The sequence below is a fragment of the Nocardia pseudovaccinii NBRC 100343 genome (assembly GCF_001613225.1).
In the GTDB taxonomy this organism is placed as follows: Bacteria; Actinomycetota; Actinomycetes; order Mycobacteriales; family Mycobacteriaceae; genus Nocardia; species Nocardia pseudovaccinii.
The window spans coordinates 20651-42444 of record NZ_BDBY01000170.1; the positions used below are offsets into that span (position 1 = coordinate 20651).

General features: G+C 66.2%; 22 protein-coding genes. 17 read left to right on the forward strand and 5 right to left on the reverse strand.

What is annotated here, in order from left to right:
- Window positions 1-50 precede the first annotated feature (50 nt).
- Window positions 51-599 carry a DUF4334 domain-containing protein gene (locus NP3_RS20290; RefSeq protein WP_063043169.1) on the forward strand — a complete coding sequence of 183 codons (549 nt, stop codon included), beginning with the start codon at window positions 51-53 and terminating at the stop codon, window positions 597-599.
- Between the two features lie 135 nt (window positions 600-734).
- Window positions 735-1964, forward strand: coding sequence for an FAD-dependent oxidoreductase (locus NP3_RS20295; RefSeq protein WP_063043170.1), 1230 nt, complete (start codon window positions 735-737; stop codon window positions 1962-1964).
- Window positions 1965-2106: 142 nt separating this feature from the next.
- On the opposite strand, the gene NP3_RS20300 is transcribed toward NP3_RS20295, so the two are convergent.
- Window positions 2107-3075 carry a quinone oxidoreductase family protein gene (locus NP3_RS20300; protein ID WP_063043171.1) on the reverse strand — a complete coding sequence of 323 codons (969 nt, stop codon included), beginning with the start codon at window positions 3073-3075 and terminating at the stop codon, window positions 2107-2109.
- Window positions 3076-3158: 83 nt separating this feature from the next.
- Between NP3_RS20300 and NP3_RS20305 the strand changes: the two genes are divergently transcribed.
- Complete coding sequence (locus tag NP3_RS20305) at window positions 3159-3734, forward strand: TetR/AcrR family transcriptional regulator (protein WP_063043172.1); 576 nt, start codon at window positions 3159-3161, stop codon at window positions 3732-3734.
- Here the strand turns inward: NP3_RS20305 and NP3_RS20310 are convergent.
- The gene (locus NP3_RS20310) at window positions 3731-4444 is read right to left on the reverse strand and encodes an HD domain-containing protein (RefSeq protein WP_063043173.1); all 714 of its coding nucleotides are present in this window, start codon (window positions 4442-4444) and stop codon (window positions 3731-3733) included. The two genes, NP3_RS20305 and NP3_RS20310, sit on opposite strands and share 4 nt — an antisense overlap.
- A 134-nt stretch (window positions 4445-4578) precedes the next feature.
- Here NP3_RS20310 and NP3_RS20315 point away from each other — a divergent pair, with 134 nt between their 5' ends.
- Window positions 4579-5421: a hypothetical protein gene (locus tag NP3_RS20315; RefSeq protein WP_063043194.1), complete on the forward strand. Its 843-nt coding sequence runs from the start codon at window positions 4579-4581 to the stop codon at window positions 5419-5421.
- Window positions 5422-5429: 8 nt separating this feature from the next.
- On the opposite strand, the gene NP3_RS20320 is transcribed toward NP3_RS20315, so the two are convergent.
- From NP3_RS20320 to NP3_RS20330, 3 genes are read right to left on the reverse strand one after another with little or no spacing between them, the layout of a single operon-like run.
- Window positions 5430-5876 carry an SgcJ/EcaC family oxidoreductase gene (locus tag NP3_RS20320; RefSeq protein WP_063043174.1) on the reverse strand — a complete coding sequence of 149 codons (447 nt, stop codon included), beginning with the start codon at window positions 5874-5876 and terminating at the stop codon, window positions 5430-5432.
- A 59-nt stretch (window positions 5877-5935) separates the two neighbouring features.
- Window positions 5936-6562 (reverse strand): alpha-ketoglutarate-dependent dioxygenase AlkB, encoded by a 627-nt coding sequence (locus NP3_RS20325; protein ID WP_063043175.1) that lies wholly within the window; start codon window positions 6560-6562, stop codon window positions 5936-5938.
- 51 nt (window positions 6563-6613) lie between these two features.
- Entirely contained in the window at window positions 6614-7120 is a 507-nt protein-coding gene (locus NP3_RS20330; RefSeq protein ID WP_063043176.1) for a TetR/AcrR family transcriptional regulator, read from the reverse strand.
- 152 nt (window positions 7121-7272) lie between these two features.
- Between NP3_RS20330 and NP3_RS20335 the strand changes: the two genes are divergently transcribed.
- The 13 genes from NP3_RS20335 to metK form a co-directional block, all read left to right on the forward strand.
- The gene (locus NP3_RS20335) at window positions 7273-8133 is read left to right on the forward strand and encodes an SAM-dependent methyltransferase (protein WP_063043177.1); all 861 of its coding nucleotides are present in this window, start codon (window positions 7273-7275) and stop codon (window positions 8131-8133) included.
- 152 nt (window positions 8134-8285) lie between these two features.
- Window positions 8286-8921: a bifunctional pyr operon transcriptional regulator/uracil phosphoribosyltransferase PyrR gene (gene pyrR, locus NP3_RS20340; RefSeq protein WP_063043178.1), complete on the forward strand. Its 636-nt coding sequence runs from the start codon at window positions 8286-8288 to the stop codon at window positions 8919-8921.
- 117 nt (window positions 8922-9038) lie between these two features.
- Window positions 9039-9995: an aspartate carbamoyltransferase catalytic subunit gene (locus NP3_RS20345; RefSeq protein ID WP_063043179.1), complete on the forward strand. Its 957-nt coding sequence runs from the start codon at window positions 9039-9041 to the stop codon at window positions 9993-9995.
- A 73-nt stretch (window positions 9996-10068) separates the two neighbouring features.
- Window positions 10069-11364, forward strand: a complete 1296-nt coding sequence (locus tag NP3_RS20350; RefSeq protein WP_063043180.1) for a dihydroorotase — start codon at window positions 10069-10071, stop codon at window positions 11362-11364.
- Window positions 11365-11856, forward strand: a complete 492-nt coding sequence (locus NP3_RS20355; protein WP_063043181.1) for a PH-like domain-containing protein — start codon at window positions 11365-11367, stop codon at window positions 11854-11856. It abuts the gene before it with no gap.
- Window positions 11857-11879: 23 nt separating this feature from the next.
- Entirely contained in the window at window positions 11880-13022 is a 1143-nt protein-coding gene (gene carA / locus NP3_RS20360) for a glutamine-hydrolyzing carbamoyl-phosphate synthase small subunit (protein ID WP_169814524.1), read from the forward strand.
- Window positions 13022-16330: a carbamoyl-phosphate synthase large subunit gene (gene carB / locus NP3_RS20365; protein WP_063043183.1), complete on the forward strand. Its 3309-nt coding sequence runs from the start codon at window positions 13022-13024 to the stop codon at window positions 16328-16330. The genes carA and carB overlap by 1 nt, the downstream gene beginning before the upstream one ends.
- Before the next feature lie 16 nt (window positions 16331-16346).
- Window positions 16347-17171: an orotidine-5'-phosphate decarboxylase gene (gene pyrF, locus NP3_RS20370; RefSeq protein WP_063043184.1), complete on the forward strand. Its 825-nt coding sequence runs from the start codon at window positions 16347-16349 to the stop codon at window positions 17169-17171.
- A 658-nt stretch (window positions 17172-17829) separates the two neighbouring features.
- Window positions 17830-18147 carry an integration host factor, actinobacterial type gene (gene mihF, locus NP3_RS20375; protein WP_062993489.1) on the forward strand — a complete coding sequence of 106 codons (318 nt, stop codon included), beginning with the start codon at window positions 17830-17832 and terminating at the stop codon, window positions 18145-18147.
- 8 nt (window positions 18148-18155) lie between these two features.
- Entirely contained in the window at window positions 18156-18740 is a 585-nt protein-coding gene (gene gmk, locus NP3_RS20380; RefSeq protein ID WP_063043185.1) for a guanylate kinase, read from the forward strand.
- A gap of 58 nt (window positions 18741-18798) precedes the next feature.
- A complete protein-coding gene (gene rpoZ, locus NP3_RS20385; RefSeq protein ID WP_040692158.1) occupies window positions 18799-19080 on the forward strand; it encodes a DNA-directed RNA polymerase subunit omega in 282 nt (93 codons plus the stop codon).
- Window positions 19081-19105: 25 nt separating this feature from the next.
- Window positions 19106-20329, forward strand: a complete 1224-nt coding sequence (gene coaBC, locus NP3_RS20390) for a bifunctional phosphopantothenoylcysteine decarboxylase/phosphopantothenate--cysteine ligase CoaBC (protein ID WP_063043186.1) — start codon at window positions 19106-19108, stop codon at window positions 20327-20329.
- 287 nt (window positions 20330-20616) lie between these two features.
- The coding region (gene metK / locus NP3_RS20395; RefSeq protein ID WP_084508725.1) for a methionine adenosyltransferase at window positions 20617-21794 on the forward strand (1178 nt) is incomplete at its 3' end.

Genomic DNA, 21794 nt, shown 5'->3' on the forward strand with positions numbered 1-21794 from the left:
AGATTGATAGTCTTATTCTCGCAACGTTGCCGTCGAGAAGGAGATCGGTCATGGCCGAGAATGAGAACGCGCAGTCCGATCTGGCGGACTTGCTCGATGGTGGATGCACGACGGAGCAGGCATGGGAGCTGTTCGATCGATTGCCCGCGGCCAGGGTCGCGGAGGTGACCGTCGGCCGCTGGCGGGGCGAGGAACTGGATACCGGGCATCCGATGGCCGGGGTACTGGTCGCCTCGGGCTGGTACGGAAAGCAGTTCGATGCCCCGGAGTCGGTGCATCCACTGTTGTTCGCCGACGAATCGGGAAATATCTTCGCGGTCGATCCGCGGCGGGTGCCGCTCGGTCTGGCCGGTAGGGTGCCGCTCGCGGGCGTGCAGACGGCGCGGAAGCTACTGCCCGTCCTCGCCCCGGCGATCCGAACTCGCAGGCCGACAGCACGTTTGCGCGATATCGAATACCGCGGTGCGCTGGGTGCCGCGATGGTTTACGACCAGCTGCCGATCATCGACCACTTCCGCCGGGTGGATATGGATACGCTGCTCGGGGTTATGGATATGCGCGGGATGACCGAGCCGTACTTTTTCGTGCTGCGCCGCTGATCTGATCGCTACCGCAGCGGTAACGGGGCTTGGGCTCGACTGAGCGGCATACCATTGAAGTCGGCCAGGGAAACCGCTACATCCGCGCCCGCGGAATGTCCGTCCGGCGCGTGCGCACGGAGGGAGGTCGGGGCAATGGAACGTACGACGTGCCTGGTGGTCGGTGGTGGACCCGCGGGTATGGTGCTCGGGCTGCTGCTGGCCCGCGCGGGTATCGATGTCACCGTCCTGGAGAAACACAAGGACTTCCTGCGCGACTTCCGTGGCGACACAGTACATCCAACGACCCTGGACCTGCTCGATGAACTGGGCCTCGGCGAGGAGTTTGCGAAACTGCCCGCGCGCAAGCTGCAGCAGATCCAGCTGCCGATCCGCGGGTCGGTGCAGACGGTGTTCACCCTGGAACATCTGCCGGGTACGCACAAATACATCGCGATGGTGCCGCAGTGGGATCTGCTGGACTTATTGGCCGGGGCGGCCGATCGGGAGCCGAGCTTCCGGCTGCGGATGAATACCGAAGCGACAGCGGTGATCCGGGAGGACGGCCGGGTCGCCGGTGTCGCCTACCGGACCAGAGACGGCGAAACCGGCGAGATCCGTGCCGATCTGACCGTGGCCTGCGACGGGCGTAACTCGGTGCTGCGAGCCGAGGTCGGACTCGGCTCACGAAGTTGGCCGACACCGATGGATGTGTGGTGGTTCCGCTTGCCACGCACCGATATCGACCCTGCCGGTTTGATCGGACTGCTCAGCGCGCACCGCGCCGCTGTCATGTTCGATCGCGGTGACTATTGGCAGGTCGCGACCCTCATCGCCAAGGGCGGCGATGCGGCGGCCCGGCGCGATCCGGTCACCGAAATCGTGCGCAGTATGGCCGATTCGGCACCGTGGTTGCGTGACCGGGAGGATGCGCTGCGGGACTGGGGCGAGGTGAAACTACTCGACGTGAAATTGGACCGCCTGACCAAGTGGTACACCGACGGCCTGCTCTGCATCGGCGACGCGGCCCACGCCATGTCACCCGCTGGCGGAGTCGGCATCAACCTGGCCATCCAGGACGCCGTCGCCACCGCGAGAATCCTTGCCCCACCCTTGACTTCGGGCGCCCTGACCACCCGCGACCTGGCCAGGGTGCAGCGTCGCCGCACCCTCCCGACCGCCGTCACCCAGGGCCTGCAACGCATCCTCCACGCCGCCGTATTCCGCCCCGCCCTGTCCGGCCGAATCGATATCGCCAACGCCGCGACGACTCCGTTGCCGCTGCGCATCCTGCGCCGGATCCCGGTCCTGCGCACCGTCCCCCCATTCTTGATTGCCCGAGGGATACTCCCGGAACACGCCCCCGCTTTCGCCCGGCGCCCCTGATGCCTCCGGTGGATGCACTCGCTGCAACAATGCAGTCCGCGCACCGCGTGCTTCACGGGAAACATCAACGGCCACAATCCATTTCAATCGCGAATCCACTTTCGGTGACGGCAGTGACGGCGGGTCGGATATCTGTGGTGCGTCAGGGACGCAGGACGATCTTGCCGATGGGGGACCGCTGCTCGATGAGCTGGTGGGCTTTGGCGGCCGCGTCGAGGGGAAGGATGGAATCGATTCGGGGAGTGAGGGTTCCGGACGTGGCTCGGTCGAGGACGGCGGCACCCGAGCGGGCTACTTCGGCGAGCCAGGCCGGGCCCGCGCAGGCGGTGAGGGTGAGGCCGTAGGGGAGTAGATCTGTTGTCGATATCTGGGCGGGGGCTCCGGAGAGCCAGCCGTAGCTGAGGATTCGGCCGCGAACCGGGGTCATGGCTGCCAGCAGGTCGCGGGCGCTGCTACCGCCGATGGAATCGAAGACGACGTCGAGCGTTGTCCCGTCAAGGGTTTCACGCAGTCGGGTCGGCCAGTCCGGCGCGTTGTGGTCGATGACCTCATCCGCGCCCAATGCCAGCGCCCGCGCGGACTTTTCGGCGCCGCCAGCGGTTGCGATGACGCGCGCGGCGCCGAATTCCTTGGCGAGTTGGGTAAGTGCGCTGCCGACTCCTGTTGCGGCGGCTTCGATCAGGACGGTTTCGGTGCCGGTGAGCGCCGCGGTCGCGAGCAGAGGCAGTGCCACCGATCCGTCCATCAGGACGGCCGCCGCGTCTTCCGAAGAGAGTGCGTCCGGAATGGCGGTTGCGGAAGGTGCTGGTGCGCAGACGAATTCGGCGTAGGAACCGAAGCCTGCGGTGGACACCGCGACCCGTCGGCCCAGCAATGCCGGGTCGACCCCGTCCCCGAGCTCGACGACCACCCCGGCGGCCTGGAAACCGAAGACCACCGGTGTTCCGACCGGCATCGGGAACTCACCCGAGCGCAGTTTGGTCTCTGGGAACAGCGCCGGAATCGCCTCGGCGCGGATCACCAGTTCGCCGGGACCCGGATGCGGTACGGCGACATCCCGGGCGACCAGGACCTCGGGTCCGCCGACGCCCGTCATTACGATTGCCTTCATTGCTAACTCCATAACTTGACTGCAGGTCCAGATGTCTCGGAACAATATGGACCGGCGGTCAAGTTGTCAATGAAGGTGGTGGAATGACCGACGAACGGCCGAGGGAACGGGCGGATGCCGCACGTAATCGGCAGGCGATCCTGGCCGCGACCGCCGCGCTGCTCGCCGAACACGGCGCCGACGCACTCACGATGGATCGGGTCGCGGCGGCCGCCGGGGTCGGCAAGGGCACGATCTTCCACCGCTTCGGCAATCGCGCCGGATTGCTGCACGAGATGATCGCCGAGAGCACCTTCGCCTTGATGGATGCCGTCCGGACCGGGCCGCCGCCGCTGGGTCCGGGGGCCCCGGCCGGAGAGCGACTGCTGGCCTTCTTCGACGGCTTCGTGCGAATGATGACCGACAACATCGAGGTGACGGTCGCCTACCTGCAGGGCCCGCCGCATCCACGTGCCGCCGAAATCCACGAATTCTGGGATGCGCACATCACCGCACTGTTGCGGGAGGCCCGCCCGGACCTGGATGCCGAGGTGGTCGGCAGGCTGCTGTTCGGCGCACTGGGTGGCGAACAGGTGCCGCGACTGGCTCGTGCGGGACAGACCGAACGGCTGCTCGCAGCGGTTCGTGAACTCGTCGAATCGGTGCTGCGCGGACCCTAGTCCCGGGCGAGAATGGCGTCGAAACGTTCGTCGGCGCTGTCGAGCTGGTGCAGGATGTGCCGTTTGACGTGCTCGGCGAGCGGAGTGTCCGGGCGGGTGACGAGGTCGCGGTAGATATCGGTGAGCGGGCGGTACTTGGTGGCGAGTCTGCGCATCGCCGGTCCGTCGGCGTAGAGGATGCCGACGCCGTTGTCGGTGAAGTCGGAGAGTTTGACGATGCGGGCCCATGGCGCCCGATCGAGATTGGCCGCCACATGCTCGCGGTATTGCGCGTGCTGATCTATGTCCGGGTCCGGTTCCGGATTGGTGACGGCGGCGACGAGTTCGGCGACCCGGGTGCCGAACCGGGCCGAGAGTTCGGCGAGGGCGGCATCGGCCGGGGCACCGGGACGCGCTCCGGCCAGTTCGACCGGGTGATCCTCGACCGAATCGTGCAGCAGCCCGGCCGCGACGACATCCGGGTCCCGCACCTCGTAGTGGCTGACGATCCGAATCGCAACGCGCAGTAGGTGACTCAGATACGGTTCGCGGCCGTAACGATCCTCGCGATGCAACTCGGTAGCCAGGTCCAATGCCTCGGTGAGCCGTTCGGTATCGGATAGTTCGGCGATTTCCAGCAGTAATCGTTCGCGCAGTCCGCTTTCGCCGTAGACCTCGCTGATCGTATGCAGCGGCATCACGGCCAAAACCCCCGCCCCAGGATTGCTCATAGGGCCAATCTATCGGGGGATGCCGCGCACCGCTGTGCTCTGGACCACTGTTCAACCACGCGAAAATAATCCGTTGCCGCACGGTGGCGGCCGTGATCTCCTGGAATGCACGCGAGGCGGAACTGGAGGTGAATGTGGCCGCGCAGAATAAACGGCCGCGCCCCGGTTCGGCCACCGACAATATGGCGAAACTGCATCGGCGCACCATGGTGCTCGATGGGCGGGTGTATACGGTGCTGAGCCTGCGGCCCGGCAGCGATTTCCGATTCGCCACCAACCATTTCCACGAGACCTGGCATGTGCTCTCCGATTGGCGCGGTGCGCGCATGCTTGCTCGACTGCTGTGGGGCCTGGCCTATCAGCGACGGCCGGGCACGCTCGTGGTCATCGATCCGGCGCATCTGGATCCCAATCCGTTCGACGCCGCGCCGTCGGATCCGATTGTGCTGGTCCCCGCCGACCTGACCGTGTTCACCCGTGCCGCCGCCGTCGCTTTGCGCAGGCAACTGCCGTTCCGCGACGGTTCGCAGGGTACGGTGCGCTGGCAGACATTCGGTCTGGATGCCGCGGTGGCCCAGCTGCAGGAGTGGCGCGCGAAGGGGCCGGGGGAGCGCGACTGGTATTTCGCCGACATACCGACCGGGTGGGAACGGATCGACCGCATCGGCGGCATGGTCACGATTTTCGGTGCACGCGATCAGCTGCGATCCTGGGCAACCTCGCTCGCAACCCTCGGGACCTACGCCTACTACGGCATGGATTACGAATACCTGGACGAGGATCGTAATGGCGAGGTGCAGATTTTCCGGCAATACCGCCGCAAGGTGAAAATCGCACGTCAGGCCCGTGCCGAAGTACTCGTCCGATTCGACGGATGTGCCTCGGCGGAGGAGGTTCAGCGGGCCATCTGGTCGCACGGTGCGACCGTTCGCCGCCGTCTTTTCCCTACGCGCGAAGAACGGCTCGCCGCGCCCTGAACTGACGGCTAATTCGCCTGCGGGACCAGTGTGTTCTGCCGCGCCGCGGTCCACCATCGACCGTTCTCTTTGACCAGGACGTACAGCGCGATCATCGCGTGACCGATATCGATCAGCTCGCCCTCGGCCGTGGTCGCCCGGGCGAGCTTGTGCGCGATCGCGATATCGGGCCGCAGGAATACGATGTCGGCGACCTCGTAGCGGACATACTGATCCTTCAGAAATCCCGCCAGCCCCTGCCGATTCGCCTCCAGCAGTGCGTCTTTCCCGACCATGAGAGCACCGACCGCATTGACCACCGCCGCATTGGCGGTGAAGTCGGCGGTCATGAGTTCGGCATCGTTGGTGTTGTACGCGGTTTCGACATTGGCGATGATCTGCTCGATCGCCGCAATGTCGTCGGTGTGGTCGACCGTGGTGTGCTCGACCGCGGGCTGAATTGTCGTTGCGCTCATGGAGATCAGCTTCTTATCTCAACCATAGTTGAGGTCAAATCGTCGCGCCGTCTGTGTAGTCAGCGCACGCCACGCGGTCGAAATTGAATGCTGATTCGCGGCCCGGTCGGCCTGCGCGTCTTCGGTACCGCGTGTTCCCAGGTGCGCTGGCACGACCCGCCCATGACCAGCAGATCGCCATGTCCGACCTGGAATCGAAGACTCGCGCCGCCACCACGCGGGCGCAGCAGCAGCGCTCGCGGCGCACCGATCGAAACGATGGCGACCATGGTGTCATCGGTTGCGCCGCGCCCGAAGGTATCGCCGTGCCAGGCCACGCTGTCGCGTCCGTCGCGGTAGTAGCACAACCCGGCTGTGCGGAACGGTTCACCGAGTTCCGCGCGGTAGTGCGCGGTCAGTGCCGCCCGTGCCTCGTCCAACGCTGGATCAGGTAATTCCGCGCCCTCCTCGTAGAAACACAGTAGCCGCGGCACATCCACCACCCGGTCGTACATCGGCCGCCGCTCCGCCTGCCACGGCACGCCATCCACCAACCGTTCGAACAACACATCCGCCCCCGATAACCACCCGGGCAACACATCCACCCAGGCCCCATGACTCAATGCCGTCCGGCGCACGCCATCGAGCTCGCCCACCTCGATGTCTCCGAACCCGTCGAGCAATGATCCCTGCAGCGGTGTCGACATGCCGTCGAATCTACGCGCTATCGAACATATGTGCTAGCGAGAAACGGTCATTCAATTCTTGGTGAGAATGTCTCGCGCGATATCGACGGCCGCGGCGTAGCACTCGTCGTCGGTGAGAGGAAGATCGCCCATCATGGCGGTGCTCCAGCTGATGGCGAGCAGGGCTTCGCGCGCACGGAAGACGGCGAGCGGCGGCTGGTCCGGACCGGCCATCAGGTCAGCGAGCACGCGGAACTGGTAGCGCATGCTCGAGCCGAAGTCGAGCTGGCGGAAGGCTGGCTGGTTCTCGTGCCAGAAGCGGACCATGCTGCGGCCGATGCCGTGCAGCAGCGCGCCGTAGCGGGTGAGGATTTCGTTGGCTCGCTCCGTGCCGGGCGGGGCGCTCTCGGCCCAGGTCACGATGTCGTCGATGCCGCGACGCAGGTCGTCGGAGAGGCTCGCGACGATGTCTTCCTTGGTGCGGAAGTGGTAGTAGAGCGCGGCCTTGGTGACGCCGAGGCGGTCGGCGATCTCGCGCAGGGAGGTCTTCTCGTAGCCGCGTTCGGAGAACAATTCCATTGCGACAGTACGAATCCGCTCGCGTGTATCGCTGCGACGTCCGTCCATTGTGTCCTTCTCTTTTTGCTTGACGACCGGCTAGTGGAAGCCTAGCGTCTTCCCTGTGCCCGAATTACTAGCCGGGCGACAAGTTATCTATTGGGGAGGCAGCAATGACCGAAACGCATCCGAAGGCGCCGACGGCCGGTGTCGCACTGACCGCGATCGGTGTCGCCGTAATCCGGGCGAAGGAATCCGTGCGCACGGACCGCCTGTACGACGATCCGCTCGCGCAACTGTTCGTTGACGCCGCACGCCGCGCCTACTGCGAGATCGACGGCGGACCCGAGCGCTGGGCGCGGCTGGAAGCGGTGGCGGACATGTTCTTCGAGGGCCGCACGGTCGGCGTCCGGCTCGTCGACGACCGCGTCGCCGCGGCGGTCGAACAGGGGATACGTCAGATCGTGCTGATCGGTGCGGGCTTGGACACCAGGGCATTCCGCATGGCGCTGCCCGCCGACGTTCGAGTATTCGAGATCGATCTGCCGGAGCTCTTCGCGTTCAAGGAACCGGTCCTCACCGCGGCACATGCGCAACCGCGCTGCGGCCGCGCGGTGCTCGCCATCGATCTGCGCGAAGACTGGGCAAAGCTGCTCGGGGAGTACGGATTTCGGCCGGATCTGCCCACGCACTGGGTAGACGAGGGCGTCCTGGGCTACCTGACCCACGAGCACGCTTTGCATGTGGTCACCACGCTGACCGAATTATCCGCTCCGGGAAGCCGTTTCGGTGTCAGCCGCTTCGCCGTCGACGAAAATGCCCGGCCGTACGCCGAACTCAAACGGCTGGTCCGCGGTGACGACGACGCGGATCGTCCGCGCACCGGCCTCGGCGCCGATGCCAGAACCTGGCTGGACGAACACGGCTGGTATACCAAATTCCGTAGCTGGGACGATATGGTCGCCGCCTTGGGGCGGCCCGTCGCTTCGAACGATCCGGACATCGGAGTCGTCATCGCGGTCCGCGAGGCGTGAACCGCCCGGAATGCCCGGAGTGCCCGAACCACGCGTGGGCCCGCTCACAGCGGGATATGCCTGGTTAAAGCGGTGCAAACGGCGCTGCTAGGCTGCATGCCGTAAAGACATCCTTTAACGGACCGTCCGGTGAGGCGGGGAAGGAGGTCGGCATGGCCGTGCCCGAGGAACGGGCCGCCAAGTCCGGCGCTGCCGAAACGTCGCAGCGACACACCCCGGAGTGGGTGAGCGCGGGACGCGAGTTGCTGTCTCCTTCCGACGTCGGCCGGACCATCGCGCGCATCGCGCATCAGATCATCGAAAAGACCGCCCTCGATGCGGGTGAGCCGGACGCACCGCGCGTGGTGCTGATCGGCATTCCCACCCGCGGCACCACGCTGGCCGCGCGACTTACCGACAAGATCGAGGAGTTCTCCGGCGTCCGCCCGGCACTCGGCTCGCTCGACATCACCCTCTATCGCGACGATCTCCGCAGCCGCCCGCACCGCCCGCTCGAGCGCACCTCGGTGCCCGAGGGCGGCATCGAGGACGCACTCGTGGTGCTGGTCGACGACGTGCTCTTCTCCGGCCGCACCGTGCGCTCGGCCCTCGACGGTCTGCGCGATCTCGGCCGCCCCCGCGCCGTCCAACTCGCGGTGCTCATCGACCGCGGCCATCGCGAACTCCCGATCCGCGCGGATTTCGTCGGCAAGAACGTGCCGACCTCCCGCAGCGAGGACATCTCTGTACTGCTCACCGAACACGACGGGCGCGACGGCGTCTACTTGCATCAGGAGGACGCGCAGTGAATCGGCTCGCCGGAGCGAGTGTCAGCGAGGTGGAGTCGTGAGCGAGCGTAGCGAGCGAACCATCAACACAGCGGCCGGAGGTCGAACGACGGAACCGAGCGCCAGCGAGGTGGAGTCGTGAGACATCTCTTGACGGTGACCGACCTCGATCGTGCCACCGCCACCGAACTGCTCGACGAGGCCGAACGCTTCGAACAGGCGCTGCTGGGCCGCGAGGTGAAGAAGCTGCCGACGCTGCGCGGCCGCACCGTGATGACCGTCTTCTACGAGAACTCGACTCGCACCCGGGTCTCGTTCGAGGTCGCGGGCAAGTGGATGAGCGCCGATGTGATCAATGTCAGCGCGAGCAGCTCCTCGGTCGCCAAGGGCGAATCACTGCGCGACACCGCGCTTACTCTGCACGCGGCGGGCGCCGATGCGCTCATCGTCCGGCACCCGGCCTCCGGTGCGGCGCATCAGATCGCGCGCTGGATGGATGGCTGGGCGGTCGCCGAGGGGCGGCAGGGCCCGGCCATCATCAACGCCGGTGACGGTACCCACCAGCATCCGACGCAGGCGCTGCTGGACGCGCTGACCCTTCGTCAGCGCCTCGGCGATATCGAGGGCAAGCGGATCGTCATCGTCGGCGATATCCTGCACAGCCGGGTCGCGCGCTCGAATGTCTTCCTGCTCAATACTCTTGGCGCCGAGGTGGTGCTGGTCGCGCCGCGCACGCTGCTGCCGGTGGGTGCGGACCTGTGGCCCGCCCGGATCTCGTCTTCCCTGGACGCCGAATTGCCCGGCGCCGATGCGGTGCTGATGCTGCGGGTGCAGCAGGAGCGGATGAACGGCGGTTTCTTCCCGTCTGCGCGCGAATATTCGGTCAACTACGGACTTTCCGAGCGCAGGCTCGCACTGCTCGACGAGAACGCGGTCGTCCTGCATCCGGGGCCGATGCTGCGTGGCATGGAAATCGCCTCGCCGGTCGCGGATTCCCCGCAGGCGGCGATCCTGCAACAGGTGACGAACGGAGTGCATATGCGGATGGCCGTGCTGTTCCGGCTGCTGGTCGGTACCCAGGAGGCTGTCGCATGAGCGAACGAAGTGAGCGAATCATGTGCCAGTGCGCATGGCGCATGCCGGAGCCGAGCGCCAGTGAGGTGAAGGCATGAGCTTGCTGCTCAAGGGTGTTCGGCCGTACGGCGAGGGCGAGCCGGTCGACCTACTCGTGCGCGACGGTGTAATCGCCGCCATCGGAACCGATCTCGGCATTATCGACGCCGAGATCATCGATGCGCATGGCCAGATCCTGCTGCCCGGCTTCGTCGATCTGCACACCCATCTGCGCGAACCCGGCCGCGAGGACACCGAGACCATCGAAACCGGTTCCGCCGCAGCGGCACTCGGCGGTTACACCGCGGTCTTCGCCATGGCCAATACCAACCCGGTCGCCGACTCGGTGGTCGTCACCGATCACGTGTGGCGGCGCGGTCAGGAGGTCGGGCTGGTCGACGTGTACCCGGTGGGGGCGGTCACGGTCGGGCTGGAAGGTAAGCAGCTCGCCGAAATGGGCACCATGGCCGCCGGAGTCGGCGCGGTACGCATGTTCTCCGACGACGGCCACTGCGTCTACGACCCGCTGCTCATGCGCCGCGCACTGGAGTACTCGAACTCCCTCGGCGTCTTGATCGCACAGCATGCCGAAGAGCCGCGCCTGACCAAAGGCGCTGTCGCGCACGAAGGTCCGACCGCGGCCCGCCTCGGCCTGGCCGGTTGGCCGCGCGCCGCGGAAGAGTCGATCGTGGCTCGCGACGCACTACTGGCCCGCGACGCAGATGCCCGCGTGCACATCTGCCACGCCTCCACGGCCGGTACCGTCGAACTGGTGAAATGGGCCAAGGCGCAGGGCATTTCGATCACCGCCGAGGTCACCCCGCACCATCTGCTGCTCGACGACTCACGCCTGGAGACCTACGACGCGGTCAATAAGGTGAACCCCCCGCTGCGCGAGGTCTCCGACACCATCGCGCTGCGGCAGGCACTCGCCGAGGGCATCCTCGACTGCGTCGCCACCGACCACGCCCCGCACGCCGAACAGGACAAGTGCTGCGAATTCGCCGCCGCCCGCCCCGGCATGCTCGGCCTGGAGACCGCGCTGTCGATCATCGTGCAGACCATGGTCGAACCCGGCCTGCTGGACTGGCGCGGTGTCGCCCGCGTGATGAGCGAGCGTCCGGCCGAAATCGTCGGACTCGACGGCCATGGCCGCCCGATCGAGGTCGGTGAACCGGCCAACCTGACGCTGGTCGACCCGGACGCGAGCTGGACGGTGCGGGCCGCCGAACTCGCCAGCATTTCGAACAACACGCCGTTCGAGGACATGACGTTCCCGGCTCGGGTGACAACGACGTTGCTCCGAGGCCGGGTAACCGCCCGTGAGGGCAAGGCGGTGGGAGGTTCGTAAATGAGAGTGCTGTTGGTGGTCGGGCTGATCGCACTGTTCGTTCTGTGCGTCTGGCTGATGTACCGGGGCTGGCAGAACCGAGCCGCGCGTCAGGAGGCGCGCATCGGCGAACTACCGCATGTGCCGGGTGATCTCGGCGCTCAGGTGCTCGAGCCGACCACCGGACTGTATCTCGGCAGCACCATCGCGCCGAGCTGGCAGGACCGGATCGCGGTGGGCGACCTGGGTTTCCGGGCCACAGCGGAACTCACGCGGTTCGAACGGGGGATTCTGCTCGAGCGCGACGGTGCGACGGTGATCTGGATTCCGCAGGAATCCATTACCGCCGTGCGGACCGAACGCGGACATGCGGGCAAGGTGATGACGGAAGATGGTGTGCTGGTAATTCGCTGGAAGCTGCCGACCGGAACCGAGATAGATACCGGTTTCCGAGGTGACGACAAGACGGTGTACCCGGCGTGGGCCAGGGCGATGACGGGAGACGACGAATGAACGCAGGATCGCGGAGCGATTCCATGGGGGGTGGTGGTCGGGTGACGGGAGGGCCACAAGAAGCAGCGGCATTGGTCTTGGAGGACGGGCGGGTTTTCCGCGGCACGGCCTTCGGCGCCGTGGGCGAAACACTCGGTGAGGCGGTGTTCTGCACCGCGATGACCGGGTATCAGGAGACCCTCACCGACCCCAGCTACCACCGCCAGATCGTGGTGGCCACGGCCCCGCAGATCGGCAATACCGGCTGGAACGACGAGGACGACGAATCGGGCAAGATCTGGGTCGCCGGATACGCGGTCCGCGACGCCTCGCGCGTCGCGTCGAACTGGCGATCAACCGGAACTCTGCAGGACCAGCTGGACAGCCAGCAGATCGTCGGCATCGCTGGTATCGACACCCGCGCGCTGGTGCGCCACCTGCGCACCCGCGGCTCGATGAAAGCGGGCATCTTCTCCGGCTCGGCCCTCGCCGACGCAGACGAACTGCTGTCCCGGGTCAACGGACAGCCCTCGATGCTGGGCGCGGATCTGGCCGAGGAGGTGAGTACCGACGCGCTGTACACGATCGAACCGAACGGCGACCCGCGCTTCACCGTTGTCGCGGTCGACCTCGGCATCAAGACCAACACCCCGCGCATGTTCGCTCAGCGTGGCATGCGGGTGCATGTGGTGCCGTCGACCGTCTCGCTGGATCAGATCCTGGAGCTGAAGCCGGACGGCGTCTTCCTGTCCAACGGTCCGGGCGACCCGGCCACCCAGGACGGCGCGGTCGCCATCACCCAGGGCATGCTGGAGAAGGGGCTGCCGCTGTTCGGGATCTGCTTCGGCAATCAGATCCTCGGTCGCGCCTTCGGCCGCAAGACCTACAAGATGAAGTTCGGCCACCGCGGCATCAATATCCCGGTCGTCGAACACGAAACCGGCCGTATCTCGATCACCGCACAGAACCACGGCTTCGCGCTGGAGGGCGAACAGGGCGAACAGTTCGATACTCCGTTCGGCAAGGCCGAGGTCAGCCACGTGTGCGCCAATGACGGCACCGTCGAGGGCGTGCGCCTGGTCGACGGCCGCGCATTCTCGGTGCAGTACCACCCGGAAGCCGCCGCCGGACCTCATGACGCCGCCTATCTCTTCGACCGTTTCGCCGGTCTCATGGAAGGAGCCTGATGCCTCGCCGCGAGGATCTGAAGCACATCCTGGTGATCGGCTCCGGTCCGATCGTCATCGGCCAGGCCTGCGAATTCGACTACTCCGGCACCCAGGCGTGCCGGGTGCTGCGGGCCGAGGGTCTGCGGGTATCGCTGGTGAATTCCAACCCGGCGACCATCATGACCGATCCGGAGTTCGCCGATTCGACCTATGTGGAACCGATTACGCCGGAGTTCGTCGAGAAGGTCATCGAAAAGGAACGCCCCGATGCCATTCTCGCCACCCTCGGTGGGCAGACCGCGCTGAATACCGCGGTCGCCCTGCACGAGCGCGGAGTGCTGCAGAAATACAACGTCGAGCTGATCGGCGCCGATTTCGAGGCCATCCAGCGCGGTGAGGACCGGCAGAAGTTCAAGGACATCGTCGCCAAGGTCGGTGGCGAGAGCGCTCGCTCGCGTGTCTGCCACACCATGGACGAGGTCCGCGAAACCGTCACTGAACTGGGCTTTCCGGTGGTCGTGCGGCCGTCGTTCACCATGGGCGGCCTCGGCTCCGGCATGGCCTACAACGACGAGGACCTCGATCGCATAGCGGGCGGCGGCTTGGCAGCCTCGCCGACCGCCAATGTGCTCATCGAGGAATCCATCCTGGGTTGGAAGGAATACGAACTCGAGCTGATGCGCGACGGCCGTGACAATGTCGTGGTGGTCTGCTCGATCGAGAATGTGGACCCGATGGGTGTGCACACCGGTGATTCGGTCACCGTCGCACCCGCCATGACCTTGACCGACCGCGAATACCAGCGGTTGCGCGACCTGGGCATCGACATCCTGCGCGAGGTCGGCGTCGATACCGGTGGCTGCAACATCCAGTTCGCGGTCAATCCGGCCGACGGACGCCTGATCGTCATCGAGATGAACCCGCGCGTCTCGCGCTCGTCCGCATTGGCTTCCAAGGCAACGGGTTTCCCGATCGCCAAGATCGCCGCCAAGCTGGCCATCGGCTACACCCTGGACGAGATCATCAACGACATCACCAAGGAAACCCCGGCCTGTTTCGAGCCGACCTTGGACTATGTGGTCGTCAAGGCACCGCGCTTCGCCTTCGAGAAGTTCCCCGGCGCCGACGCCACGCTGACCACTACCATGAAGTCGGTCGGCGAGGCGATGTCGCTTGGTCGCAACTTCGCCGAGGCACTCGGCAAGGTGCTGCGCTCGCTGGAGACCAAGGCCGCGGGCTTCTGGACCCAGGGCGACGGCAACTGGACCGATACCGAAGCCGTCCTCGAAGATCTGCGCACGCCGACCGAGGGGCGCATCTACCAGGTCGAGCGGGCGCTGCGGCTGGGCGCGAGCATCGAGGACGTCGCCGCGGCCTCCGGCATCGACCCCTGGTTCGTCGCCGAGGTGGCAGGACTGGTCGAGCTGCGCCGAGAGGTCATCGACGCACCCGTACTCGACGAGCCGCTGCTTCGCCGTGCCAAGCACTATGGCCTCTCCGATCGCCAGATCGCCGCGCTGCGACCGGAATTGGCGGGTGAGACCGGCGTGCGCGCGCTGCGTCATCGGCTCGGTATCCGCCCGGTCTTCAAGACCGTCGACACCTGCGCCGCGGAGTTCGAGGCCAAAACCCCATATCACTACTCGGCCTACGAGCTCGATCCCGCAGCCGAGTCGGAGGTCTCGCCGCAGCGCGAACGCGACAAGGTGATCATCCTGGGTTCCGGGCCGAACCGGATCGGCCAGGGCATCGAGTTCGACTACTCGTGTGTCCATGCGGCGCAGACGCTTTCGCAGGCCGGATACGAGACCGTCATGGTCAACTGCAACCCGGAAACCGTCTCCACCGACTACGACACCGCCGACCGGCTCTACTTCGAGCCGCTGACCTTCGAGGATGTGCTCGAGGTCTACCACGCCGAAACCGAGTCCGGCACCGTCGCCGGTGTGATCGTGCAGCTCGGCGGCCAGACCCCGCTGGGGCTGGCGCAGCGCCTCACCGACGCGGGTGTGCCAGTGGTCGGCACCAGCGCCGCGGCCATCGACCTGGCCGAGGATCGCGGCGAATTCGGTGACGTGCTGGTCGCCGCGGGCCTGCCCGCACCGAAGTACGGCACCGCGACCACCTTCGCGCAGGCCAAAAAGATCGCCGCGGGCATCGGCTACCCGGTGCTGGTGCGCCCGTCCTACGTGCTCGGCGGTCGCGGTATGGAGATCGTCTACGACGAGGACTCGCTGGAGGGCTACATCTCCCGGGCGACCGAACTCAGTCCGGAACATCCGGTGCTGGTCGACCGGTTCCTGGAAGACGCCATCGAGATCGACGTCGACGCGCTCTGCGACGGTGACGAGGTCTACCTCGGCGGTGTGATGGAGCACATCGAAGAGGCGGGCATCCACTCCGGCGACTCCGCCTGCGCACTGCCGCCGATCACCCTGGGCCGCAGCGATATCGAGGCGGTGCGCCGCTCCACCATCGCGCTGGCCAAGGGCATCGGCGTCAAGGGCCTGCTCAATGTGCAGTACGCGCTCAAGGACGATGTGCTGTACGTGCTCGAGGCGAATCCGCGGGCGAGCCGCACGGTTCCGTTCGTCTCCAAGGCCACCGCGGTGCCGCTGGCCAAGGCGGCGGCACGGATCACCATGGGCGCCACCATCGCCGAACTGCGCAAGGAGGGCATGCTGCCCGCCGAGGGCGACGGCGGCCACGTGCCGCTCGACGCACCCGTCGCGGTGAAGGAGGCGGTGCTGCCGTTCCACCGGTTCCGCAAGGCCGACGGCAGCGGTGTGGATTCGCTGCTCTCGCCGGAGATGAAGTCCACCGGTGAGGTCATGGGCATCGACGCCGATTTCGGCACCGCCTTCGCCAAGAGCCAGGCCGCGGCCTACGGTTCGCTGCCGACCGAGGGCACCGTCTTCGTCTCGATCGCCAACCGGGACAAGCGCGCCATGGTGTTCCCGGTGAAGCGCCTCAACGACCTCGGCTTCCGCATCCTGGCCACCGAGGGCACCGCGGAAATGCTGCGCCGCAACGGAATTCCGTGCGAACAGGTGCGCAAGCACTCCGAGGACGGACCCGCCGACCAGCCGACCATCGTGGAGCAGATCCGCGACGGCGAGGTCGACATGGTGTTCAACACCCCCTACGGCAATTCCGGCCCGCGCGTGGACGGTTACGAGATCCGCACGGCGGCGGTCGGTGTGAACATCCCGTGCATCACCACGGTGCAGGGTGCGGCCGCGGCCGTGCAAGGCATCGAGGCGAGCATCAACGGCGGCATCGGGGTGCGCTCGCTGCAGGAACTGCATTCGGTGCTGCGTGGCTGACGAAGGAGACGGTGCGATGAAGACCTTCGGTGCCCGATTGCAGCACGCCATGCGGCATCTCGGGCCACTGTGCGTCGGCATCGATCCGCATCCCGGCCTGCTCGGATCGTGGGGTCTCACCGACGATGTCGACGGTATCGAGGCCTTCGCCGAGATCTGCGTCGAAGCTTTCGACGGCCGGATCGCGCTGATCAAACCCCAGGTCGCCTTCTTCGAGGCCTACGGTTCCGGCGGAATCGCGGTGCTCGAGCGCACCATCGAGGTGCTGCGCGCCTCGGGCACCCTGGTGCTCGCCGATGCCAAGCGCGGCGATATCGGCTCGACCATGGCTGCCTACGCGCGGACCTGGCTCGCCGACGGTACGCTCGGCTCGGATGCGGTGACGGTCTCGCCGTATCTCGGATTCGGTTCCCTCGCACCGGCTTTGACGCTCGCGGAGGCGAACGGGCGCGGTGTCTTCGTACTCGCCGCCACCTCGAATCCCGAAGGTGCACAGGTGCAGCGGGCGGTCGCGGCGGACGGTCGAACGATCGCGCAGACCATGGTCGATGCGGCGGCGCAGTGCAATGCGGGGCAGGAATTCGGATCGGTCGGCATTGTGCTGGGGGCCACCCTCACCGAAGCGCCGGATCTCGCGGAGCTCAACGGCCCGATCCTGATGCCGGGCGTCGGCGCGCAGGGTGGCGGTCCGGAAACCGTGCGTGAGCTGGTGCCGGAGCAGTTGTTGCGCGCCGCGGTGCCGACCGTTTCGCGCGAGGTGCTCGGCGCCGGTCCGTCGGTGTCGGCACTGCGTGCCAAGGTGAGCGCGCTGCAGGAGGAGTTCGCCTTCCTGCGGCGATGACGCGTGACGATTACATGGACCGGCGCTTCGGCGTCGGTCCATTTCGCGTTTCGGGCGGGGGAAGGCATGTTGATCGGGGATGACGTGTCATATCGAACAGCTGTGCGGCCCGCTGCGCCGATTTCCCCGCCATTCGGCATATCGGTGGCCGAGGCGGCGTCCTGATCGATCACGGAGCCAACTGGACCGGCACAGAGTGCCGTTCGCTCTCGCCGCGCTGCGGTCCAGGCGAATTCCAGGATTTTGTTGCGCTCCGTGTGTCCGGCGTCGGTTCGGGAGGTACGGAAGCCTGAAATCGGTCGTTTCGAGCCTCCGACACGCGCAAGAACAACGCGACACGCGGAAAAATCCTAGAAAATTCCAGGTCGGACACGTGACCGGTTGCTGGTCCGATGCGGGTTGACACCGCAACCGCTCCGCTAACCCAGTTTCGGTATGAAAAAGCCCTGCTAGCGGGGCATTTCGAGATTTCGGCGGTAGGATCACCGCAGCGATCGACGCGCTGTGCGCATCCCGTCGGGCCCACCCTTACGACATCGGCGAATCATGCGCTGACCTGGGGGGTGGGTTCGCAATCGGGCAACGTCGTGGGTACGGTCGCTGAGACTGCTGGGTTACCGGCAGGAGTTGATGCAATGAACGATGAGACGGAGGAACCGTGGCCCTTCCCCAGCTGACTGACGAGCAGCGCGCCGCTGCTTTGGAGAAGGCGGCTGCCGCTCGCCGTGCTCGGGCGGAGCTCAAGGAGCGCCTGAAGCGTGGCGGCACCGACCTGAAGCAGGTCCTCACCGACGCCGAAACCGACGAGATCCTCGGCAAGATGAAGGTGTCGGCGCTGCTGGAGGCCCTGCCCAAGGTGGGCAAGGTCAAGGCGGCGGAAATCATGAGCGAGCTGGAGATCGCCCCCACCCGGCGTCTGCGCGGACTGGGTGATCGGCAGCGCAAGGCGCTGCTCGCCCGATTCGACTTCGCCTGACCACCAAGGTGGTCGAACACACGCGGAAGGGTCGACTGGTAGTACTGGTCGGCCCCTCGGCCGTGGGCAAGTCGACCGTGGTCCGCTGCGTCCGCGAGCGACTGCCCCAACTGGTCTTCAGCGTGTCGGCGACAACCCGGGCCCCCCGGCCCGGGGAGGTCGAAGGCCGCGACTACCGGTTTGTGTCCCGGGAGGAGTTCGACGCCATGATCGCGGCGGGCGAACTCCTCGAGTGGGCTGATATCCACGGGGGACTGCAGCGCTCGGGTACTCCGGCGAAACCGGTGCGTGACGCACTCGCCGCCGGCCTGCCGGTGCTCGTCGAGGTGGACCTCGAGGGCGCGCGGTCGGTGCGCAAGGCCATGCCGGAGGCGCTGCTGGTATTTCTCGCCCCGCCCAGCTGGGAGGAACTGGTTTCCCGGCTGACCGCGCGGGGTACCGAATCACCCGAGGTGATCGCCCGCAGGTTGGAGACCGCCAGGACGGAATTGGCGGCCTGTGACGAGTTCGACATCGTCATAGTGAACGACGAGGTGACCAGCGCCTGTGAGCAGTTGGTATCGTTGTTCGTTAGCACAAATTCGAGTTCGTGACCCGCACTCTCGGAAAACCACCCAGCCCGAAGAACCGATCCCCGCAGGAGCCCTCTCAGTGAGCAGTACGGACATCAAGCCCGCGCCCGCATACGACACTCCGGTCGGCCTCACCAACCCGCCGATCGACGAGCTGCTCGAGCGCACCTCGTCCAAGTACGCGCTGGTGATCTACGCGGCCAAGCGGGCCCGTCAGATCAACGACTACTACAACCAGCTCGGCGACGGCATCCTCGAATACGTCGGCCCGCTGGTCGAGCCGGGTCTGCAGGAGAAGCCGCTGTCGGTCGCGATGCGTGAGATCCACTCCGACCTGCTCGAGCACTCCGAAGGCGAGTAACAACCACATCTAGGCCGGAGGCGTAGTGACCACACGGATCGTCGTCGGCGTCGGCGGAGGGATCGCCGCCTATAAGGCCTGTTCGATCGTGCGCCGGTTCACCGAGACCGGGCATCAGGTACGGGTGATCCCCACCGAGTCGGCGCTGCAGTTCGTCGGTAAGGCAACCTTCGAGGCGCTGTCCGGGAATCCGGTGCACACCGATGTGTTCACCGATGTCCCCGAGGTGCCGCACGTGCGGTTGGGCCAGGAGGCGGACCTTGTGGTCATCGCCCCGGCGACCGCCGATCTGATGGCTCGTGCCGCACAGGGCCGCGCCGACGATCTACTCACCGCCACCTTGCTGACGGCCCGATGTCCGGTGTTGTTCGCGCCCGCGATGCATACCGAGATGTGGGAGCATCCGGCCACCGTCGCCAATGTCGCGACGCTGCGCGCGCACGGTGCGATCGTCATGGAACCCGCGTCGGGCCGGTTGACCGGTACCGATACGGGTCCCGGCCGGTTGCCCGAGCCCGAGGAGATCTTCGGGCTGGCGACGCTGCTGCTGGAACGCGCCGACGCCATCCCGCGTGATCTGGCGGGCCGCCGCGTGGTGATCACCGCGGGCGGCACCAGGGAACCGCTGGATCCGGTGCGTTTCCTCGGCAATCGCAGCTCCGGCAAGCAGGGCTACGCATTGGCCAGGGTCGCCGCGCAGCGCGGCGCCCACGTCACGTTGATCGCGGGCAACACCATCGAGATGGCCGCACCCGCCGCCGTGGATCTCGTGCACATCACCACCGCCGAACAGCTCAAGACCGCCGTCGAGAAGCATGCGCTCGGTGCGGACGCGGTGATCATGGCCGCGGCCGTCGCCGACTTCCGGCCGACCACCGTGGCCGCTGCCAAGATCAAGAAGGGCGCGCACGAGCCCGACGTGATCCCGCTGACCAAGACCGACGACATTCTCGCCGGACTCGTTCAGTCGCGACGCGATGGTCAGCTACCCGGAACCGCGATCGTCGGCTTTGCCGCCGAGACCGGTGACGAGCACGGCGATGTGCTCACGCACGCGCGGGCCAAACTGGCGCGTAAGGGCTGTGATCTGCTGGTCGTCAACGCGGTCGGCGAGGGCAAGGCGTTCGAGGTCGACACCAACGACGGCTGGCTGCTCGGTGCCGACGGCACCGAACAGGCGCTCGACCACGGATCGAAGGCATTGCTCGCGAGCCGGGTGCTGGACGCGCTCGGTCCGCTGCTGCGCTGAGAATCGTTGCGGCGCTTGGATTGTGCTGTGCATCGAGGATGTCCGGTGGATACACCGCCGCGTGATGGTTAGGCTGTTGTCGACCGCAACCCGGACTGGTCGATGTGTTGGAGGCTGGAGCCCCGGCCCGACATATCGACGGATTTCAATAGTCTGAGACAGTTGCCTGTCGTCAACCCCGTCGCGTCGGTGGTTTGGAATAGTCTGAATGAAGGGTTGTGCGGTGGCCACATCGCGTTACCGTCGCAATCCGATACGAGTAACCCGTTGAGGGAGAGGGAAGAACTGTGCCCACGTCTGGCAGCCGCCTTTTCACCAGTGAGTCCGTGACCGAAGGTCATCCGGACAAGATCTGTGACGCCATCAGCGATTCCATCCTCGACGCCCTGCTCGCGGCGGATCCGCGCAGCCGGGTCGCGGTGGAAACTCTCGTGACCACCGGCCAGGTGCACGTCGCGGGTGAGGTAACCACGTCGGCTTATGCGGATATTCCGAAAATCGTCCGCGAAAAGGTTCTGGAAATCGGATACGACTCGTCCGCAAAGGGTTTCGACGGAAATTCCTGCGGTGTGAATATTGCGATCGGCGCACAGTCGCCGGATATCGCACAGGGCGTCGACACCTCGCACGAGGCGCGTACCGCCGGATCGGATGACGAGATCGAGCGGCAGGGCGCTGGCGACCAGGGCCTGATGTTCGGCTATGCCAACACCGACACACCCGAGCTGATGCCGCTGCCGATCGCGCTCGCGCACCGGCTCTCGCGTCGGCTGACCGAGGTTCGCAAGTCGGGAGTGCTACCGTACCTGCGTCCCGACGGTAAGACCCAGGTCACCATCGAATACGACGGTGACCGTCCGGTCCGCCTGGATACGGTCGTGATCTCCACGCAGCACGCCGCCGATATCGACCTGGACAACTTGCTGGCACCCGATATCCGCGAGAAGGTCGTCGACGTGGTGCTCGCCGATCTTGATCTGCCCGCGCCGCTGGATGTCTCCGATATTCGCCTGCTGGTGAACCCGACCGGCAAGTTCGTCCTCGGTGGTCCGATGGGTGATGCGGGCCTGACCGGCCGCAAGATCATCGTCGACACCTACGGCGGCATGGCTCGTCACGGTGGTGGCGCGTTCTCCGGTAAGGATCCGTCGAAGGTGGACCGTTCGGCCGCCTACGCCATGCGCTGGGTCGCCAAGAATGTCGTCGCGGCCGGACTCGCCGAACGGGTCGAGGTCCAGGTCGCCTACGCCATCGGCAAGGCCGCACCGGTCGGTCTGTTCGTCGAGACCTTCGGCACCGAGAAGGTCGATCCGGCGCGCATCGCCACGGCCATCACCGAGGTCTTCGATCTGCGCCCCGGCGCGATCATCCGCGACCTCGACCTGCTGCGCCCGATCTACGCGCCGACCGCCGCGTACGGCCACTTCGGCCGCACCGACGTCGACCTGCCCTGGGAACACACCGA

Bases quoted from the DNA above. Each gene is read 5' to 3' on its own strand.
- NP3_RS20290 (WP_063043169.1), top strand. From the start codon at position 51: ATGGCCGAGAATGAGAACGCGCAGTCCGATCTGGCGGACTTGCTCGAT.
- NP3_RS20295 (WP_063043170.1), top strand. From the start codon at position 735: ATGGAACGTACGACGTGCCTGGTGGTCGGTGGTGGACCCGCGGGTATG.
- NP3_RS20300 (WP_063043171.1), bottom strand. From the start codon at position 3,075: ATGAAGGCAATCGTAATGACGGGCGTCGGCGGACCCGAGGTCCTGGTC.
- NP3_RS20305 (WP_063043172.1), top strand. From the start codon at position 3,159: ATGACCGACGAACGGCCGAGGGAACGGGCGGATGCCGCACGTAATCGG.
- NP3_RS20310 (WP_063043173.1), bottom strand. From the start codon at position 4,444: ATGAGCAATCCTGGGGCGGGGGTTTTGGCCGTGATGCCGCTGCATACG.
- NP3_RS20320 (WP_063043174.1), bottom strand. From the start codon at position 5,876: ATGAGCGCAACGACAATTCAGCCCGCGGTCGAGCACACCACGGTCGAC.
- NP3_RS20325 (WP_063043175.1), bottom strand. From the start codon at position 6,562: ATGTCGACACCGCTGCAGGGATCATTGCTCGACGGGTTCGGAGACATC.
- NP3_RS20330 (WP_063043176.1), bottom strand. From the start codon at position 7,120: ATGGAATTGTTCTCCGAACGCGGCTACGAGAAGACCTCCCTGCGCGAG.
- NP3_RS20335 (WP_063043177.1), top strand. From the start codon at position 7,273: ATGACCGAAACGCATCCGAAGGCGCCGACGGCCGGTGTCGCACTGACC.
- pyrR (WP_063043178.1), top strand. From the start codon at position 8,286: ATGGCCGTGCCCGAGGAACGGGCCGCCAAGTCCGGCGCTGCCGAAACG.
- NP3_RS20350 (WP_063043180.1), top strand. From the start codon at position 10,069: ATGAGCTTGCTGCTCAAGGGTGTTCGGCCGTACGGCGAGGGCGAGCCG.
- NP3_RS20355 (WP_063043181.1), top strand. From the start codon at position 11,365: ATGAGAGTGCTGTTGGTGGTCGGGCTGATCGCACTGTTCGTTCTGTGC.
- carA (WP_169814524.1), top strand. From the start codon at position 11,880: ATGGGGGGTGGTGGTCGGGTGACGGGAGGGCCACAAGAAGCAGCGGCA.
- carB (WP_063043183.1), top strand. From the start codon at position 13,022: ATGCCTCGCCGCGAGGATCTGAAGCACATCCTGGTGATCGGCTCCGGT.
- pyrF (WP_063043184.1), top strand. From the start codon at position 16,347: ATGAAGACCTTCGGTGCCCGATTGCAGCACGCCATGCGGCATCTCGGG.